The following is a 16081-nucleotide window of genomic DNA, read 5'->3' as shown; positions in this document are numbered from 1 at the left end:
TGTGCCACAAGGACTGCGGCCAGGTGCGGGCGGCGGGGTGCTGCTGGGGCAGCAGCGGGGCGCCGATTGTTGCTCTGGCAGCAGCAGGGCAGCTGCAACACTGCTGCCAGGCCAGCACCCGGTGTTCAACAGGTCTTTAAAAAGCCAACAAAAACAATGAGTTGGTGAGTTGGCACGGGCGCTGCAATGGCATGGCTACCTTCGCTTGATGGAACATGCCCATGTCAATCGCCGCTACCTTGCCGTTGCCTGCCGCACCGGCCCTCGAACAGATCTGGTTCACCCGCTGCCCGGTGCCGACCGCCTCCGGCATCGCCTACACCCTGGGCTGGCTGGGGGAGGAATTCGCCGCCGACGGCCTGCCGGTGGAGACCCTGCAGGAGGCCCGCCAGCTCGGCCATCACCACTACGATCACCAGTTGCCCGGGCTGTTTCGCGAGGGCGGCAACGTGCCGGCCCTGGCCGCCCGCGCCGCCGGTTCGCCCAGCCGCCTGATCGGCCTGACCTGGATCGAGGAATGGCAGACCGTCCTGGTACGCCCCGACTCCGGCATCCGCAGCGCCCGGGACCTCAAGGGCAAGCGCCTGGCGCTGCCGGCCTGGGGCGACAACCGCCCGGGCAGCATCGCCCGTGCCATGAGCCTGCATGGCTACAAGGGCGCGCTGAGCCTGGCCGGCCTGAGCTTCGACGATGTCGAACTGGTGGAAGTGGCGCTGCACAACCAGGACGACGCCCCCACCCCCGAGCAGGGCCTGCAGCGCCTGTGGTCGGGGCTGGACTACCTGGCCCGTGGCGAGGTCGACGCGGTGTACGTCAAGGGCGCCGCCGCTGCCGATGCAGCGCGCCGCCTGGGCCTGGTGGTGGGCATCGACCTGGACCAGATCAGCGACCCGCGTTACCGCATCAACAACGGCACGCCACGGCCGATCACCGTGCACCAGAGCCTGCTGGACAACCACTTCGACCTGGTGGTGCGCTTCCTGGCGCAGACCCTGCGCGCCGCCGACTGGGCCAGCCACAACCGCGAGGCGCTGCTGCGCATCCTGCAGGACGAGACCCGCGCCGGCGCCCAGGGCGTGGACGAAGCCTACCGTGGCGACTTCCACACCACCCTGGCCCCGGACCTCTCGGCCCAGCGCCTGGGCTACCTGGACATCCAGAAGACCTTCCTCAACCTGCATGGCTTTCTCGAAGCCGATTTCAACCTGGCCGACTGGGTCGACCCGCGTCCACTGCAAGCTGCCCATCAACTGCTGGCCCGGCGCGCCCGCGCCTGAACCAAGGAGTTCGCCATGACCGTACTGACCACCGAGCACCTGATCGACGCCGACCTCAAGGCCTTCATCGAGCAGGTGCTGCACGAGGCCGAACAGGCCTTCACCGTGTTCCGCGAAACCAACACCATCACCGCCGCCGGCACCGTGGGCTTCATCGAGCGCGTACCGGGCCGCGAGCTGCTGGTGTCGGTCAACTACCCAGGCCCGTGGGACTACCGCAAGCCGCTGCAGGCCACGGTCAGCGACTTTGCCGGCAACCTGGTGCATGGCCAGGGCAAGGGCGGGCTGGGCCGCTACACCCGGCTGTTTCGCGAAGACGCCGGCATCACCACGGTGTCCCACGTGCACACCCCGTACCTGGGCGCCTGGGCGCAGACCCAGCGCAGCCTGCCGTTCCACTACGTGCCGGTGCAGCGCTACCAGCTGGCCCGCGAGCTGCCGGTGTACATCGACCGGCGCCAGGACGAGGTCGACTTCATTCTCGAGCGCCTGGCCGAGAACCCCTACACCCCGGCGATTCTCGAAGCCAACGGCGGTGCGACCGTGTGGGGGCGCCAGGGCCTGCGCGCCACCGCCGAATTCATCCTGCTGCTGGAGGAGGGCGCGCAACTGCAACTGCTGGCCGAGTCCATCGGCGGCTCGCGCCCCTACGGCCCCGGCGTGCTCACCCAGCAATGGAACATGAGCAAGCTGATCGACCGCGCCCACGCGCTGGGCCTGGTCCCGGCCATCGACCGCCCACGCGCCTGAGGAACCTGCCATGGCCATCAAGATCCTGTGGTACCTCACCAGCCCCGACGGCCCCTACCCGTGGGAGCCCCAGGGGCGCTGGAAAACCGATTTCGCCCACCTCAGGCAACTGGCGGTGGCCAGTGACCGCCTGGGGTTCTACGGCGCCCTGCTGGGTTCAAGCCCCAACGAGAGCCTGGCGGTGTCGGCGGCACTGATCGATGCCACCGAGCGCCTGCGCTTTCTGGTGGCGCAGCACCCGGGCGAGCTGTCGCCGGCGGTGCTGGCCAAGTGGGCGCTGACCTTCGACGAGTTCTCCAACGGCCGCCTGCTGTTCAACGTGGTCAATGGCAGCGACGCGGGCCTGGCCACCCTGGGTGTGCATTACCCGCACGATGAGCGCTACCAGTTCAGCCTGGAATACTGGCGCGCCTTCCAGCGCATCTATGCCGGCGACACCGCCGGTTTCGACGGCCAGTACGTGAAGCTCGCGCCACGCCCGGCTGCGGCGGCGCGCCATCCGCTGGGCGGCTGGCACCCGCCGCAGCGCCTGGCGGTACCCCTGTGGGGCGCCGGCACCTCGGACGTGGGCGTGGCGCATTCGGTGCAACTGCTGGACGTGTACCTGAGCTTTGCCGACACCCCGCCCCGGCTGGGCGACAAGTTCCGCCGCGTGGCCGCCGAGGCGGCGAAGTTCGGCCGCGAACTGACCTACGGCACGCGCCTGCAGGTCATCGTGCGCGAGACCGAGGCCCAAGCCTGGGCACATGCCGAGAAGCTGCTGCAACAGACCTCCCTGGCCACCGCCCGCGCCGCCATCGAGCGCCACCTGCCGCCGGGCCAGACCCTGGACACCTTCCACAGCGACAACCCGCAGGTGCAGCGCAACGTGCAGAGCATCCGCGACGGGCGCCTGCCCACTGCGCGCGAGCTTGAGATCTACCCCAACGTGTGGACCGGCCCCAGCCTGTTCGGCTTCGACATCCTCGGCCCGTCGTCCGGCACCTACCTGGTGGGCAGTGCCGAGCAGGTGGCCGAGCGCATTCGCGAGTACCAGCAGCAGGGCACCTCGGCGTTCATTCTCTCGGGCTTTCCGCTGATCGATGAAGCGCACCGGGTGGCCGACCTGCTGTTCCCGCTGCTGGAACTGGACCACGGGTTCGAGATCCCGCGCCTGGGTGCGCGCACCGCTGCCGAGCCGGCCTAAGGAGCTGCCCATGCCTCATGAATTCTCGCGCCGGATCTTCCTCGGCAACAGCCTGGCCGTCGGCGGCGGCCTGCTGCTGGGCTCCAGCCTGCTGGGCGGCTGCGATGCCGGCGGGCCTGCCAGCAGCGCGGCGGCCAGCGCACGCCCGGGCACCCCGGTGCACGGCGGGCGCCTGCGCGTCGGCATCATCGACGGCGACCAGGCCGGCAACCTGGATGCACACAAGCCTTCCGGTGGCGGGATCATTCGCGGCTGGGCGCTGTACAGCAAGTTCTGGGAATGGAACGACGATGTCAGCACGCGCCTGGGCCTGGCCGAATTTGCCGAGCCCAATGCCGATGCCAGCGCCTGGACCATTCGCATCAAGCCGGGGCTGGAGTTCCACCACGGCAAGAGCATCGGCGCCGACGACATGCTGTTCTCGATCCTGCGCCTGACCGACCCGAAACTTGCCTCGCCATTTGCCGGGCTGGTGGGCGCCATCGACCGCCAGGCGCTGCGCAAGCTCGACGAGCGCACCATCGAGATCCGCTTCAAGCAGGGCCGCAGCTTCTTCCCGCTGGACGAGACCCTGATTGCCTTCGGCGGCATCGTGCCCACCGACTACGACCCGGTCAGCAACCCGGTGGGCGCTGGCCCGTACCGGCTCAAACGTTTCGTGCCGGGCCAGCGTGCGCTGTTCAGCCGTTTCGAAAACTACTACAAGCCCAACCAGCCGTACGCCGACGAGCTGGAGATCATCGAATTCAAGGACCAGGTATCGCGCGTGGCCGCCCTGCGTGCCGGGCAGATCGACATCGCCAGCGGCGTGCAGGCCGAGCACAGTGCCTTGCTCAAGGCCGACCCGCGCCTGCAACTGGTGGTGTCGCCCACCACCTCGTTCAGTGGCTTCAACCTCAACACCGCCAAGGCGCCGTTCCAGGACGAGCGGGTGCGCCAGGCCTTCCGCCTGCTGGCCGACCGCCAGGAGCTGGTGGGGCGTGGCCTCAACGGTTTCGGGCGCATCGCCAACGACCTGTATTCGCCAACCGACCCCACCTACAACCATGCCATCGCCCAGCGCCCCTTCGATCTGGACCAGGCCCGTTCGCTGCTGCGCCAGGCCGGGCAGACCGACCTGCGCATAGAGCTGACCACCACCGCCAACGAAATCAACGCTGCCCTGGTGTTCGCCCAGCAGGCGAAGAAGGCCGGTGTCCAGGTCAAGGTCACGCCGGTGGACGCCTCGGTATTCAACGGCCCGCAGAAGGAGCAGTGGCTGATGTCGCCCGGCTCGACACCGGCCCGCGGCTTTCTGGCCACCGGCCTGCACAACGATGCACCGCTGGCGATCTACAACCGCAGCAACTTCCGTGACGAGCGCTTCAGTGCGCTGTTCACCCAGGCCCTCGGCCAGCCGGATCTGGCGCAGCGCAAGCAGCTGGTGCACGAGGCGCAGGCCATTCAGCACCAGCGCGGCGGCCTGCTGATCTGGGGCTTCACCGACGTGCTGGACGCCGCCTCGAACAAGGTCGGCGGCCTGCACGGCGAACAGACCACCTTCGCCTCCTGGCGCTTTGACAGCCTGTGGTTGAACCATGCCTGAACCGTGCGCAACCTCTCATCGACTGCCGGCCTGGCTGCCCTGGTTCATCGGGCGCCTGGGCTACGGCCTGCTCACCGCCTGGGTCATCAGCCTGGTGGTGTTCATCGCCACCCAGGCGCTGCCCTCGGACCCGGCGCGGGTGATCCTGGGCCCCGACGCGCCGCTGGAGAGCATCCAGACCCTGCGCGAGCAACTGGGCCTGAACCGGCCGATCCTGCTGCAGTACCTGAGCTGGCTGGGGCAGGTGCTGCACGGCGACCTGGGCATCTCGCTGGATTCGAACCAACCGGTGGCCGGCATCATTCTCGCGCGCTTTGGCAATACCCTGGCGCTGCTGGGCGGCGTGCTGCTGGTGGTGGTGCCGCTGGCGTTGAGCATCGGCGTGAGCCTGGCGCTGCGGCGTGACAGCCGCCTGGACCGCTGGGCGCTGTCGGCGCTGATCTTTCTCAAGGCCACCCCGGGTTTTCTGCTGGCCATCGGGCTGGTGCTGCTGTTTTCCATGCCGCAGTTCAGCCTGCTGCCGGCGGTGTCGATCCTCGACCCGGACAAGCACCTGTGGCAGCAGCTGGAGTTTCTGCTGCTGCCGATCCTGGCCCTGAGCCTGTCGTCGCTGCCGTACCTGGCGCGGCTGGTACGCGCCTCGATGATCGAGGCGCTGGAATCCGACTACGTGAGTGCGGCGCGCCTGCGCGGGGTGCCCGAATGGCGCATCGTGTGGCGCCACACCTTGCCCAACGCGCTGGTGCCGGCGGTGCAGGGCGTGGCCCTGACCTTGCGCACCCTGATCGGCGGCGCGCTGCTGGCCGAGGTGATCTTCAGCTACCCCGGCATCGGCACCCAGCTCAACACCGCGATCCAGATGCGCGACCTGCCGCTGATCCAGGGCGTGGTGCTGGTGATCACCCTGGGCGTGGTGGCGATCAACCTGCTGGCCGACCTGCTCACCGTGCTGCTGACCCCCAGGCTGCGCACCGCGCGGCGGGTCACGCTGATCCAGCGCAACCGTCGCGGCATCCAGAGCTGGTGGCGCCGCCCGGCAGCCAAGGCCCCTTGAGAGGAAGAGAGCATGTTCAGTGCAAGTGTCTGGCGTGAGCCGCAAATTCGTCGGGGTGGGCTGGTGACCCTGGCCATCGTGCTGCTGGCGCTGCTGGGCCCGTGGCTGGCGCCGCATGCGGCCACCGACATGGTTGGCGGGGTGTACGGGCCGCCCAGCGGCGAGGCGCCGTTGGGGCATGATTTTCTGGGCCACGACGTGGTGTCGCGGCTGCTCAGTGGCGGTGTGTCGATCCTGTGGATGTCGCTGGCGGCCGCTGCCATTGCGCTGGTGCTGGGCACGGCGCTGGGGCTGCTGGCCGGGCTGTCGCGCCAGCGCCTGGACCAGGCCATCACCTGGCTGGCGGATGTGTGGCTGGCGTTTCCGGACCTGATCCTGGTGCTGCTGATCGTGTCGATGCTGGGGCGCGCGCCGTGGCTGATCGTGATGACCGTGGCAATTGCCTTTACCCCCGGCGTGATCCGCCTGGCGCGCGGCAGTGCGGTGGCGGTGGCCAGCCAGGAGTTCGTGGAGGCGGCGCAGATGATGGGCTTTTCGCGCACGCGGATTCTGCTGCGCGAGATCCTGCCCAACGTGCTCACGCCGCTGCTGGTGCACTTTGGCAACATGCTGACCTGGGGCGTGGGCATGTTGTCGGGCCTGAGCTTTCTGGGTTACGGCGTGGCGCCGCCGGCGGCGGACTGGGGGCTGATGATCAACGAGAACCAGGCCGGGCTGCTGGTGCAGCCGTGGGCGGTGCTGGCACCGGCGCTGCTGATCGGGGTGTTCGCCTACGGCACCAACATTCTGGCCGAGGGCATTGCCCGGCACAGTGCGGGAGAACGCAAATGAATGCGCATGCCTTGATGGCCTCTTCGCCGGCAACGCCGGCGCCTACAGGTTTTGCACCGTCTGTAGGAGCCGGCGTTGCCGGCGAAGCGTTGCGGGTCGAGAACCTGCGGGTCGAACTCGCCAGCGGCGCCGATATCATCGACCACATCCACTTCAGCCTGGCCCCCGGTGAAATCCTCGGCCTTGTCGGCGAGTCCGGCTCGGGCAAGACCACCCTGGCCACCGCGCTGCTGGCCCATGCCCGGCGCGGTGCGCAGATTGCCGGCGGGCGCATCGACATTGCCGGCGCCTCGCTGCTCGAACTCAAGGGCGATGCCCTGCGCCGTGCCCGCGGCGGGCTGATCGGCTATGTTGCGCAAGACCCGGCCATGGCCCTCAACCCGGCGCTGCGCATCGGCAACCTGCTGCGCGAAACCCTGCTGGCCCACGAGCCCCTGCTTGCCCGCGCGGCCCAGGCCGACCGCCTGCAGCAGACCCTGGTGGACGTCGGCCTGCCCGGCGATCGCGAGTTTCTCAGGCGCTTCCCCCATCAACTGTCCGGCGGCCAGCAGCAACGGGTGATGCTGGCCCTGGCCTTCGTGCTGCGCCCGCGCCTGATCGTGCTCGACGAACCCACCACCGCCCTCGACGTCGGCACCCAGGCGCACATCCTGCAAACCCTGCGCAGGCTGTGCAAGGAGCAGGGGGTGGCGGCGGTGTACGTGTCCCACGACCTGGCCGTGATCAAGGACCTGGTCGACCGCGTGATGGTGATGTACGCCGGGCGCATCGTCGAGGTGGCGCAGCGCGAACGCCTGTTCGCGCGGCCCGCGCACCCGTACACCCTGGGCCTGCTGGCGGCGATTCCGGACGTGGCCCGCCAGCGCCCATTGCAGGCGATTGCCGGCCATGCCCCGGCGCCCGGTCAGCGCCCGCAAGGCTGCGCCTTCGCCCCGCGGTGCGCGCGCCGCAGCGCTGCCTGCACCTCGCTGGAGCCGTCGCTGAATGCGCTGGACAGCGCGCAGCAGGTCGCCTGCCTGCACCCGCAACTGACTGCTGTGGCTGCGCCGACGGTGGTGCCGGCAACGATGCTCAGCTGCGCTGACACGCCGCTGCTGAGCCTGCGCGACCTCAACCTGAGCTACGACCGCCAGGTGCTGTTCGACCTGTCGCTGGACCTGTACAAGGGCGAATGCCTGGCGGTGGTGGGCGAGTCGGGCTCGGGCAAGACCAGCCTGGCGCGCACCCTGGCGGGGCTGGGCGATACCGCCCAGGCCGAGCTGACCTTCGACGGGCAGCCGCTGAGCCTGCTGGCGCGCCAGCGGCCCGCGGCCACGCGCCACCGTATCCAGTACATCTTCCAGAACCCGTACCGCGCCCTGAACCCGCGCCAGACCGTGGCGCAGTGCCTGCAAGCGCCGCTGGAGCACTTCTTCGGCCTCAAGGGCGCGGCCTGCCGGGCGCGTATCGACGCGGCGCTGGCACGGGTCGCGCTGCCCCCGGATGCGGCGCACAAGTACCCGCATCATCTGTCGGGTGGCGAGCGCCAGCGCGTGGCGATTGCCCGCGCGCTGGTGTGCGAGCCTTCGGTGCTGATCTGCGACGAGGTGACCTCGGCCCTGGACGTGTCGGTGCAGGCGGCGATCCTGGCGCTGCTCAAGCAGTTGCAGGGCGAGGGCATGACCCTGCTGTTCGTCACCCACGACCTGGGCGTGGTGCGCGCCATCGCCGACCGCGTGGTGGTGGTCAGGGAAGGGCGGATTGTCGAGCAGGGGCCGGCGCAGGATGTGCTGGACCACCCCCAGGCGGCGTACACCCAGGGCTTGCTGGCGCACTCGCCACGGCTGGGCTGAGCGGGCGGCCGGCGTGCATCAGCGCATGCACCAGCAGGCCGGTCAGCAACCCCCAGAACGCGCCGCCGATACCCAGCAGGGTGACATTGGCGGCGGTGGCCAGAAAGGTGATCAGCGCGGTCTCGCGGGTACGCGCATCGCCCATCGCGCTGGCCAGGCTGCCACCGATGGCGCCCAGCAGGGCCAGCCCGGCGAGGGTGGTGACGAAGGTGCGCGGCAGCACCATGAACAGGCTGGCCAGGGTCACGCCGAAAACCCCCACGGTGACGTAGAACACCCCGCAGGCGATGCCGGCGAGGTAGCGCCTGGCCGGGTCGGGGTGCGCGTCCTTGCCGGTGCAGATGGCCGCAGTGATGGCGGCCACGTTGAACGCATGGGCGCCAAACGGCGCCATCAGCAGCGACCCCAGCCCGGTGACCGTGATGATCGGGTTGGCGCTGGTGGTGTAGCCGTCGTTGCGCAGCACCAGCATGCCGGGCATGTACTGCCCGGTGAGGGTGATGACGAACAGCGGCAGCGCCACGCCGAACAGCGCGCCAAGGCTGAACTGCGGGGTTTCGAACACCGGCAGCGCCATGCTCAGGTGCACGCCGTGCAGGTCCAGGCGCTGCTGGGCCAGCAGCATGGCCAGGCCCGCCACCAGCACCCCGACCACGGCAAAGCGCGAGGTGAAGCGGCGCAGCACGGCGTAAGTGAGCACCAGCACGATCACCAGCAGTGGGTCGGCGCTGGCCCCGCCGAAGGCGTTGACCCCGAACTGCAGCAGGATGCCTGCCAGCAGCCCGGCGGCGATGCCGGCCGGTATCCAGCGCACCAGCCGCTCGAACACCCCCGACAGCCCCAGCAGGATGAAGCCGATGGCGCACAGCACGTAGGCGCCGATCACCTCGCCATAGGGTGTGAACGGCATGACCGTGGCCAGGAACGCCACGCCCGGGGTGGACCAGGCGGTGATGATCGGCGCGCGGTAGCGCCAGCTCAGCCAGGCCCCGGTCAGGCCCACGCCGATGCTCACCGACCACACCCACGAGGCGGTTTGCGCGGCGGTCAGGTTGCCCAGTTGCGCGGCCTGGAACACCAGCACGAAGGTGCCGCCATAGTTGACCATGACGCTGATCAGGGCGGCCAGGGTGGGTGAGACGAGGTCACGCGGGTGCAGGCGCGAAGCGGTTCGGTTCATGGGCAGGTCCTTGCGGGATGGGCTGGGGTGCCGAGCGTATCCGCGCCAGGGGTGGCCCGATCAGTCCACCTCGCTGGCCTGCGCCAGACCGCTGCGCACGCCGGGGCGCAGGGCCTTGGCCAGGCGTGCCACGGCACTGCCGATCTGGTGCGGGGTGAGCGCTGCGAAGCCCAGCAGCCAGCCGCCCTGTGCCGGCGGCGTGGCGTACAGGCGGCTGAGGCCGGGCAGGTGGATGCCCGCCCGCGCGGCCTGGCGGATCGTCTCGGCCTCGCTCCAGCCATGCTCCAGGCGGCACAGCATCTGCAGGCCGCCCGGTGGCAGCTGCGCGCTGGCGATGCCGCCCAGGTGCTGGTGCAGTGCCTCGGCCATGGCCTCGCGGCGCACGGCATACAGCGTGCGCATGGCGCGAATGTGCGCGGCGAAATGGCCGTCTTCGATAAACCGCGCCAGGGTCAACTGGGCCAGTTGCGGGGTGTGCCCGTCGAGCATGCTGCGCGCGTGGCTCATGGGCGCGACCAGGGCCGGCGGCAGCACCATGAAACCCATGCGCAGGCCGGGGTACAGCGACTTGGCGAAGGTGCCCAGGTAGATCGTGCGCTGCGCGCTGTCCAGGCCCTGCACGCAGGCGGTGGGCAGGCCGTCGTAGTGGAACTGGCTGTCGTAGTCGTCCTCGATGATCCAGCCGTTGCGCTCGGCGGCCCAGGCAATCAGGTCCAGGCGCCGCTCCAGGGCCAGGGTGACGCCGGTGGGGTACTGGTGCGACGGGGTGACGTAGACGGTGTTGGCGCCGCTGCGGTCGGCACGCAGCAGGTCGGTGCGCAGGCCGTGCTCATCCACGGCCACGGGCACCACCTGCAGCTGTGCCATCTCGAAGGCCTTGCGCGCGCCAAAGTAACCCGGGTCTTCGAGCAGGATCGGCCCGCCGGGGTCGGCCAGCACCTGCGCGCACAGGTACAGCGCCTGGCGCGCGCTGCTCAGCACCAGCACCTGGTCGGCGTGCACCCTGGCGCCGCGTTCCAGGTTCAGGTAGCGGGCGATGGCCTGGCGCAGCGGCGCGGCACCCAGCGGGTCGCCATGCAGCAGCACCTGGGCGCGGTAGTCCTTCTGGGCCTGGCGTTGCAGGCGGTCCCAGGTGTCGAGGGGGAAGTTGCGCGTCTCGGGCAGGCCGGTGGCGAAGGCCTTGACCTGCTGCTGGTCGCTGACCCCGCCGCTGGCCAGGATCGCCGCGCCACGGGCGCTGAGGCCGACGGTGGCAGGCGCGTGCTGCGGCGCGCCGGTGCGCGGGGGGCGTGCACCCAGCAGACGCGGCCCCAGGTGCTCGGCCACATAGCTGCCCGAGCCTGGGCGGCGGCAGATGCAGCCCTCCAGCTGCAGTTGCACATAGGCCATCTCCACGGTGTCGCGAGACAGTCCCAGGGAACTGGCCAGGGTGCGGGTGGCGGGCAGGCGGCAACCCGGTGGCAGTTCGCCGGCAAGAATGAGTTCGCGCAGGGCGCGCTGTACCCGCACGCGCAGCTCCAGCGGGGCCAGCTCGGCGGCGGCCAGGCGGATCTTCAGGGTGTCGAGTTGAAAACTGTGGGCCATGACGTCTGTGCAGTGAAGAAGGGCAGGCCGGCATGCTGACCTGCCAGGGCCCGGCTGTCCATGCCTGCCCTTGAACGGGGGAAGGTTACAGCGCGATCTGGTAGAGGATCGTGCCGGGGTTGACGGCTACACGGTTGTACAGCTGCTGGGCGCGATGGTTGGTCTGGTGGGTGTGCCAGTACAGGCGTGTGCACTGCTGCTGGTCGGCGGCGGCCTTGACCCAGGCGATCAGGTGCTCGCCGGTACCCTGGCCGCGCATCTGCGGGGCGACGTAGAGGTCTTCGAGGTAGCAGTAGTGGGTGGTCGACCAGGTAGAGCGGTGGATGACCCAGGTGACCATGCCGACCAGCTCGCCGTCGTACTCGGCCACTGCGGCGAACACGGGCTCGTCGGGGTCCAGAAAGCGCTTGAAGGTGGTGGCGTTGACGGCTTCGCCCAGGTCGACCTGGTAGAAGTCCTGATAGGCCAGCCAGAGCGGCAGCCAGGCCTCGAAGTCGGTGGGCTGGATGGGGCGGATGGCGAGTGATGCGGTACTGCTGGTCATCGCTGATGGTCCTCGTTGATGGCAAGGCTGCATGCCTCGCGACCTGCCCAAGCATAGGGGCAGGGCGCGGGCATCAACCGACCACTTGGAGGGCGGCGGGCAGTCCGCGTGCCTCAGGCCGCCAACAGGCCGGCCAGCGCGACCAGCCGCTGTTCGACCGTGTCGCGGGGGCAGTGGCTCTGCAGGTAGCCGGCCTCGACGACAAAGTCGAAGTCCTGCTGCAGGGCATGGGCCAGGGCGTCGCGCCCGAGCAGTTCATCGACATCGATCTGCAGCAGGAAGCCATGCGACGTGGAGGTGACATAGAGATGGGTGTGCACCTGCGGGCTGTGCCTGTGCAGCAGGTAGAAGTAGGGTTCGTCGGCACTGCCGGAAACCGGCACGTAGCCTTCGACCGACAGCGGTGCCAGTTGCGCCAGCCGCTGCGGGGTTTGCAGCCGTTGATGCAGGGCGAAGCTGAACAGCTCGGCATGGCTGCCACTCATGCGTTCCCTGGCCAGCAGGTACACCTGGTCGCGTTCGAAGCGCAGTTGGCGCAACGCGCAGTACCCGAGGGCCGAGGGGGTCTGGATCAGCACCTGGCGCCACGGCTCCCGCACCCGGGCCTGGTCGATGATGCGTTGCAACTGGGCCGGCAGCGGGCGGGTTTCGTCCAGTCGGTTCCAGAGGCAGAACAGCGTCACGCGCATGCCGTCTTCATTGGCCAGCAGGCGTTTCCAGGTGCCAGGGCCCGTGAGACCGTCGCCAAGGAACGAATGGTTGTAGCCGCGTTTGAGCAGGTAATCACCCTCGCTCAACAGCGCGCGCTCCCAGAGGAAGTCGTCGATTGCGCGTAGGCCGTGGTCGTCGAACATCTGCTCGGCCAGCGCAAGGCTGCTGGCAAAGTGTTCCTGCCAGGTGGCATGCGCGTGGCTTTGCAGCGCCCAGGCGGCGCTGCTGTGGTCGAGCAGAAAATCGATCTGGCCCTGAAAGTAGCCGTGCTGCTCGGCGTGTTCGAGCAGCGGCCGCCATTGGCTGTCGGCGACGATCAGTTTCGCCTTGGTGATTTCCTCGCGCACCTGGGTACCGCGAAAGCCGCTGACGGGCCTGTCGACGCTGGCAAAGTGCGCGAGGATGTCCAGCGCCTGCTCCAGCATTTCGCCGAGCCCGCTGACGCTGCGCTTTACATCGTCCGGCCCGTCGTAGCTGGCATTGACCGACAGGTTGACCACCAGCCGCATCCACTCGCCAAATGCCTGCGGTTGGCTGCTGCCATGGCGGCGCAGGAACATCGCATAGCCGCAGAACTGCACCAGGCGGGTGTAGTTCAGTGGCTGGTCGCTGATGGCGTGGTTGAAGAAGGCGACCTCGTCGAAGTAGTGCGCCGTGGGCAACTGGGTGGCGAAACTGTCGGGCCCCTCGCTCCAGGCTTCGAGCAGCAGCATCAGGGTTTCGGAAAACGCATCATCGAGCCAGCCGTTGTCCTCGTACACCTGGTAGCTCAGGCGCTGCTGGCGGTTGCGCAGCTTGAGCAGGTCGGCTTCGTAGCTCGGCGCATCGACGGCGCGGGTGGCCGCGGCGACCATCTGCAACAGGTTCATCACCGCCTGGTCGAACAGGCGCATGGTCGCGGGGGCCGTGGCGTCATTGCGGGCGTTGCTGAAGTTCCAGAAAAAATCCGCCCAGCGCGTGTCCATGCGCCAGGCGAAGAAGGTCGCGGTGCTGACCGGCTTGCCGTGCATCTGCCGGGTGTGACCGTCGAACTGGGTGTGCAGGTGCCGTTCATAGCGCGCCTTGAACGTCTCGAAGGCGGTCAGCGGCATGCCGCGGGCGTTCATCTTGATGTACAGGTCGTCGGCCAGGCCGAAGTCGTCCAGGTCGAGGATCTGGAAGCTGATCACCGGCCGCTGTACATCGATCAGGCGGGCAAAACGGGCGGTGGCGGCGTTGTGAAAGCGCTCGTGCATGGCCTGCAGCATGGTCAGGCATGACTGGATGGTGGGGTCCAGGCGCCAGTGGCGAAAGTACCAGGGCTGGTCGGTGAGGTGCTCGATCAGCGAGTCGTCGGCACCCAGCGCGGGCGAGGGCGCATGCTGGCTGAGGGCGTCGAAGAACTCGCTGCTGCTGGGCCTGACGCTGTAGGCGAATCGGGCGCTGCCGTTGGCGTTGCAGAACAGCTGGGCGAAGGCTGCCAGCTCACCGTCGCGTTGCGCCAGGTACCAGTGCAGCAGAAACAGCGTGGTCAGGCGCTGCTGGCCGTCGAGCGGGACGAACTGGCGCTGGGGGTTCAGCGTGCCGTAGACGAAGTCCAGGTTCAGCGGCAGGCTCGGGTCGTCGGGCGGCAGTGCCAGGGCGCGGGCCAGGGCACCGAGGAACTCGCTGCGCACCTCTTCGGTATCGGCCCTGCCCTGGGCGTAGTCGCGCTGGATCAGCGGGATGCGGGTGCCGGCGTAGCGCTCGAACAGCTGGCCGAAGATGATCTGGCTGTTGGCGCTCATGCGTGCTGCTCCTGCGGGTCGGCGAAGAAGGCTATCAGGGTGTGCAAGAGCGCAAGCGCGTAGCCCTTGCGGTCCTGTTCGCTCCAGAACAGCAGGTGCTTGACGTCAGGGCTGTAGCATTTGAGGAACAGGTTGCGCGTGCACAGCGGCACGAACACGCCGCCCTGGTCCAGGGCCAGCAGGCGCTCGCGCTTGACCGCGAAGATCGCGTTCTTGTAGCTGCGGTTGGTCTTCTGGTCGAGCAGCGTGAGGTTGCCGATGCTGTCGTCGACCTCCTGGTTTTCGCCGAACGCCTCCAGCACTGCCTGGTGGAGCGCGTTGAAAGCCTCATCGTCTGCACCCTTGGGGTCGCCAATGAATGCCTCCAGGGCCTCGCGCAGAGGCCGGGTTTCGGTCTTGTCCGGCAGGTGCGGCAGGCAGCGCTGCAGCCATTGCTGTTTTTCCTCGGCGCCGTTGAAGCGGTGGGCGGTGACCGAGCGCACATGTTCGATGTCCCAGCGCTCCTTCTTGAAGCTGTCGAACTGGAAGCGCACGTTCGATTGCGGGTTCTGCAGCAGGCTGGCGAGGTTGAACAACAGCAGGGTCGCGCGAATGGCCGATCTGTCCCGCTGTGAGTAGTCCAGGCCGGCGAGGAATGGCGAGAGCGCATCGGTAATGGCGTCGCGGGTAGCCGGCTGGGGCAGGGGCGAGCCGGTCAGTTGCATGAACACGCGCTGGCGCAGGCGCTGTTCGAACTGGCTCTTGGGCAGGCCTTGCGACAGGGCGAACAGCTCGGCCACGGCGACACCCTGCTGCACCAGAAAACCGATGATGTGGTAGAGCCGGCGGTCCTCGAACCATTCCTCCAGCAGCATGCAGGTGTTCTTGACCTGCTGCCATAGCGGTTGCGCCGAGGCGTCGGGGGCAGCCAGCCGGCGACTGTAGTGATGGAACACGGAGTAGCGCTGTCGGGCTGGCGCGCTTGCGCCTTCCAGCCGGGCTACCAGCTGGAACAGGAAGCCGATGCGGTTCTGCCCGGTGCTTGGCTGCTCGTTCAGGAAGTACCAGAGCGCGTCGTTCTGCAGGGCCTTTTCGAGTTGATCCCATTCGTGGGCGATGCGCAGTTGCTGGGGCGTTTCGCCCGAGGCGTCGTCGGCGTTGCGCTTGAGAAACAGCGCACGGATCAGCTCGTCGTCGGTCAGGGGGATCTTGCCGATGTTCAGGCGCGTGAAGGCGTCCACCGGGTTCTCGCTGGCGGCCAGCTCGTACCAGATGACCTTGGTGCGGTTGAGCAGGGTGGACTTGAAGTCGTCGACTTCGTTGTCGTGCTGATCGAACCAGTGCTCGATGCTGTGCATGGCCTGGTACAGGTGGAAGAAATCGACATTGCCGCGGGCCTGTTCGGCCGAGGGCTCGAGCAGAAAATCCGGCAGGTGCGGGCGGGTTTCGTAGCTGAGTTCGAACACCGGTGCGCGGTGTTTTTCGGTGAGCCGCTGGTTGAAGAAACGCAGAATCAGCAGCAGCGTGGTGAGGCGCTGCTGGCCGTCGACCACTTCATACTGGCCATTGTCGCGGGCCTTTAGCACCAGCGGCTGCAGGCAGTAGAAGTCGTCGTTCTGCGGGTTCTTGCGGTAGGCGAACTCGAGGATGTCTTCCAGCAGTTGTTGTACCTGCTCGGGTTTCCAGCGGTAGCCGCGCTGGTAGGCGGGGATCCAGAAGCGATTGACCGGGCTTTGCCTGTCCTCCCTGATCAGCTGGTGGACGGGCTTGGGCCGAAAATCGGGTGAGGTCATTGCAATGGT

12 protein-coding genes are annotated in these 16081 nt (G+C 68.3%); 7 read left to right on the top strand and 5 right to left on the bottom strand.

The window, feature by feature from the left end:
• Positions 1-221 precede the first annotated feature (221 nt).
• Genes JZZ72_RS23265 through JZZ72_RS23235 form a run of 7 tightly spaced genes read left to right on the top strand, consistent with a single transcriptional unit; the run spans position 222 to position 8515 of the window.
• Positions 222-1277: an ABC transporter substrate-binding protein gene (locus JZZ72_RS23265; RefSeq protein WP_104573094.1), complete on the top strand. Its 1056-nt coding sequence runs from the start codon at positions 222-224 to the stop codon at positions 1275-1277.
• A 15-nt stretch (positions 1278-1292) separates the two neighbouring features.
• Positions 1293-2027: a class II aldolase/adducin family protein gene (locus JZZ72_RS23260; RefSeq protein ID WP_043860481.1), complete on the top strand. Its 735-nt coding sequence runs from the start codon at positions 1293-1295 to the stop codon at positions 2025-2027.
• 10 nt (positions 2028-2037) lie between these two features.
• Complete coding sequence (locus JZZ72_RS23255; protein ID WP_210015226.1) at positions 2038-3213, top strand: LLM class flavin-dependent oxidoreductase; 1176 nt, start codon at positions 2038-2040, stop codon at positions 3211-3213.
• Positions 3214-3223: 10 nt separating this feature from the next.
• The gene (locus tag JZZ72_RS23250) at positions 3224-4798 is read left to right on the top strand and encodes an ABC transporter substrate-binding protein (protein ID WP_078480145.1); all 1575 of its coding nucleotides are present in this window, start codon (positions 3224-3226) and stop codon (positions 4796-4798) included.
• Entirely contained in the window at positions 4791-5852 is a 1062-nt protein-coding gene (locus tag JZZ72_RS23245; protein WP_054915363.1) for an ABC transporter permease, read from the top strand. Before JZZ72_RS23250 ends, JZZ72_RS23245 begins: the two co-directional genes overlap by 8 nt.
• A gap of 12 nt (positions 5853-5864) precedes the next feature.
• Positions 5865-6683 carry an ABC transporter permease gene (locus tag JZZ72_RS23240; RefSeq protein WP_210015225.1) on the top strand — a complete coding sequence of 273 codons (819 nt, stop codon included), beginning with the start codon at positions 5865-5867 and terminating at the stop codon, positions 6681-6683.
• Positions 6680-8515, top strand: coding sequence for a dipeptide ABC transporter ATP-binding protein (locus tag JZZ72_RS23235; RefSeq protein ID WP_210015224.1), 1836 nt, complete (start codon positions 6680-6682; stop codon positions 8513-8515). The genes JZZ72_RS23240 and JZZ72_RS23235 overlap by 4 nt, the downstream gene beginning before the upstream one ends.
• Here the strand turns inward: JZZ72_RS23235 and JZZ72_RS23230 are convergent.
• From JZZ72_RS23230 to JZZ72_RS23210, 5 genes are all read right to left on the bottom strand, one after another.
• The gene (locus JZZ72_RS23230; RefSeq protein ID WP_104573100.1) at positions 8409-9695 is read right to left on the bottom strand and encodes a benzoate/H(+) symporter BenE family transporter; all 1287 of its coding nucleotides are present in this window, start codon (positions 9693-9695) and stop codon (positions 8409-8411) included. The two genes, JZZ72_RS23235 and JZZ72_RS23230, sit on opposite strands and share 107 nt — an antisense overlap.
• A gap of 60 nt (positions 9696-9755) precedes the next feature.
• Positions 9756-11279 (bottom strand): MocR-like pyridoxine biosynthesis transcription factor PdxR, encoded by a 1524-nt coding sequence (gene pdxR, locus JZZ72_RS23225; protein WP_210015223.1) that lies wholly within the window; start codon positions 11277-11279, stop codon positions 9756-9758.
• 85 nt (positions 11280-11364) lie between these two features.
• Entirely contained in the window at positions 11365-11823 is a 459-nt protein-coding gene (locus tag JZZ72_RS23220; RefSeq protein WP_054915360.1) for a GNAT family N-acetyltransferase, read from the bottom strand.
• A 113-nt stretch (positions 11824-11936) separates the two neighbouring features.
• Entirely contained in the window at positions 11937-14300 is a 2364-nt protein-coding gene (locus JZZ72_RS23215) for a DUF262 domain-containing protein (protein WP_210015222.1), read from the bottom strand.
• Positions 14297-16072, bottom strand: a complete 1776-nt coding sequence (locus JZZ72_RS23210) for a DUF262 domain-containing protein (RefSeq protein ID WP_210015221.1) — start codon at positions 16070-16072, stop codon at positions 14297-14299. Before JZZ72_RS23210 ends, JZZ72_RS23215 begins: the two co-directional genes overlap by 4 nt.
• Between the last annotated feature and the right edge of the window lie 9 nt (positions 16073-16081).

Origin of the sequence: Pseudomonas palmensis (assembly GCF_017848315.1) — a bacterium.
Classification (GTDB): domain Bacteria; phylum Pseudomonadota; class Gammaproteobacteria; order Pseudomonadales; family Pseudomonadaceae; genus Aquipseudomonas; species Aquipseudomonas palmensis.
Note: the sequence above shows the minus strand (reverse complement) of the source record. Positions and strands in the feature narration are given on the sequence as shown.

Bases quoted from the DNA above. Each gene is read 5' to 3' on its own strand.
- JZZ72_RS23260 (WP_043860481.1), top strand. From the start codon at position 1,293: ATGACCGTACTGACCACCGAGCACCTGATCGACGCCGACCTCAAGGCC.
- JZZ72_RS23220 (WP_054915360.1), bottom strand. From the start codon at position 11,823: ATGACCAGCAGTACCGCATCACTCGCCATCCGCCCCATCCAGCCCACC.
- JZZ72_RS23240 (WP_210015225.1), top strand. From the start codon at position 5,865: ATGTTCAGTGCAAGTGTCTGGCGTGAGCCGCAAATTCGTCGGGGTGGG.
- JZZ72_RS23210 (WP_210015221.1), bottom strand. From the start codon at position 16,072: ATGACCTCACCCGATTTTCGGCCCAAGCCCGTCCACCAGCTGATCAGG.
- JZZ72_RS23265 (WP_104573094.1), top strand. From the start codon at position 222: ATGTCAATCGCCGCTACCTTGCCGTTGCCTGCCGCACCGGCCCTCGAA.
- JZZ72_RS23215 (WP_210015222.1), bottom strand. From the start codon at position 14,300: ATGAGCGCCAACAGCCAGATCATCTTCGGCCAGCTGTTCGAGCGCTAC.
- JZZ72_RS23255 (WP_210015226.1), top strand. From the start codon at position 2,038: ATGGCCATCAAGATCCTGTGGTACCTCACCAGCCCCGACGGCCCCTAC.
- JZZ72_RS23250 (WP_078480145.1), top strand. From the start codon at position 3,224: ATGCCTCATGAATTCTCGCGCCGGATCTTCCTCGGCAACAGCCTGGCC.
- JZZ72_RS23235 (WP_210015224.1), top strand. From the start codon at position 6,680: ATGAATGCGCATGCCTTGATGGCCTCTTCGCCGGCAACGCCGGCGCCT.
- JZZ72_RS23230 (WP_104573100.1), bottom strand. From the start codon at position 9,695: ATGAACCGAACCGCTTCGCGCCTGCACCCGCGTGACCTCGTCTCACCC.
- JZZ72_RS23245 (WP_054915363.1), top strand. From the start codon at position 4,791: ATGCCTGAACCGTGCGCAACCTCTCATCGACTGCCGGCCTGGCTGCCC.
- pdxR (WP_210015223.1), bottom strand. From the start codon at position 11,279: ATGGCCCACAGTTTTCAACTCGACACCCTGAAGATCCGCCTGGCCGCC.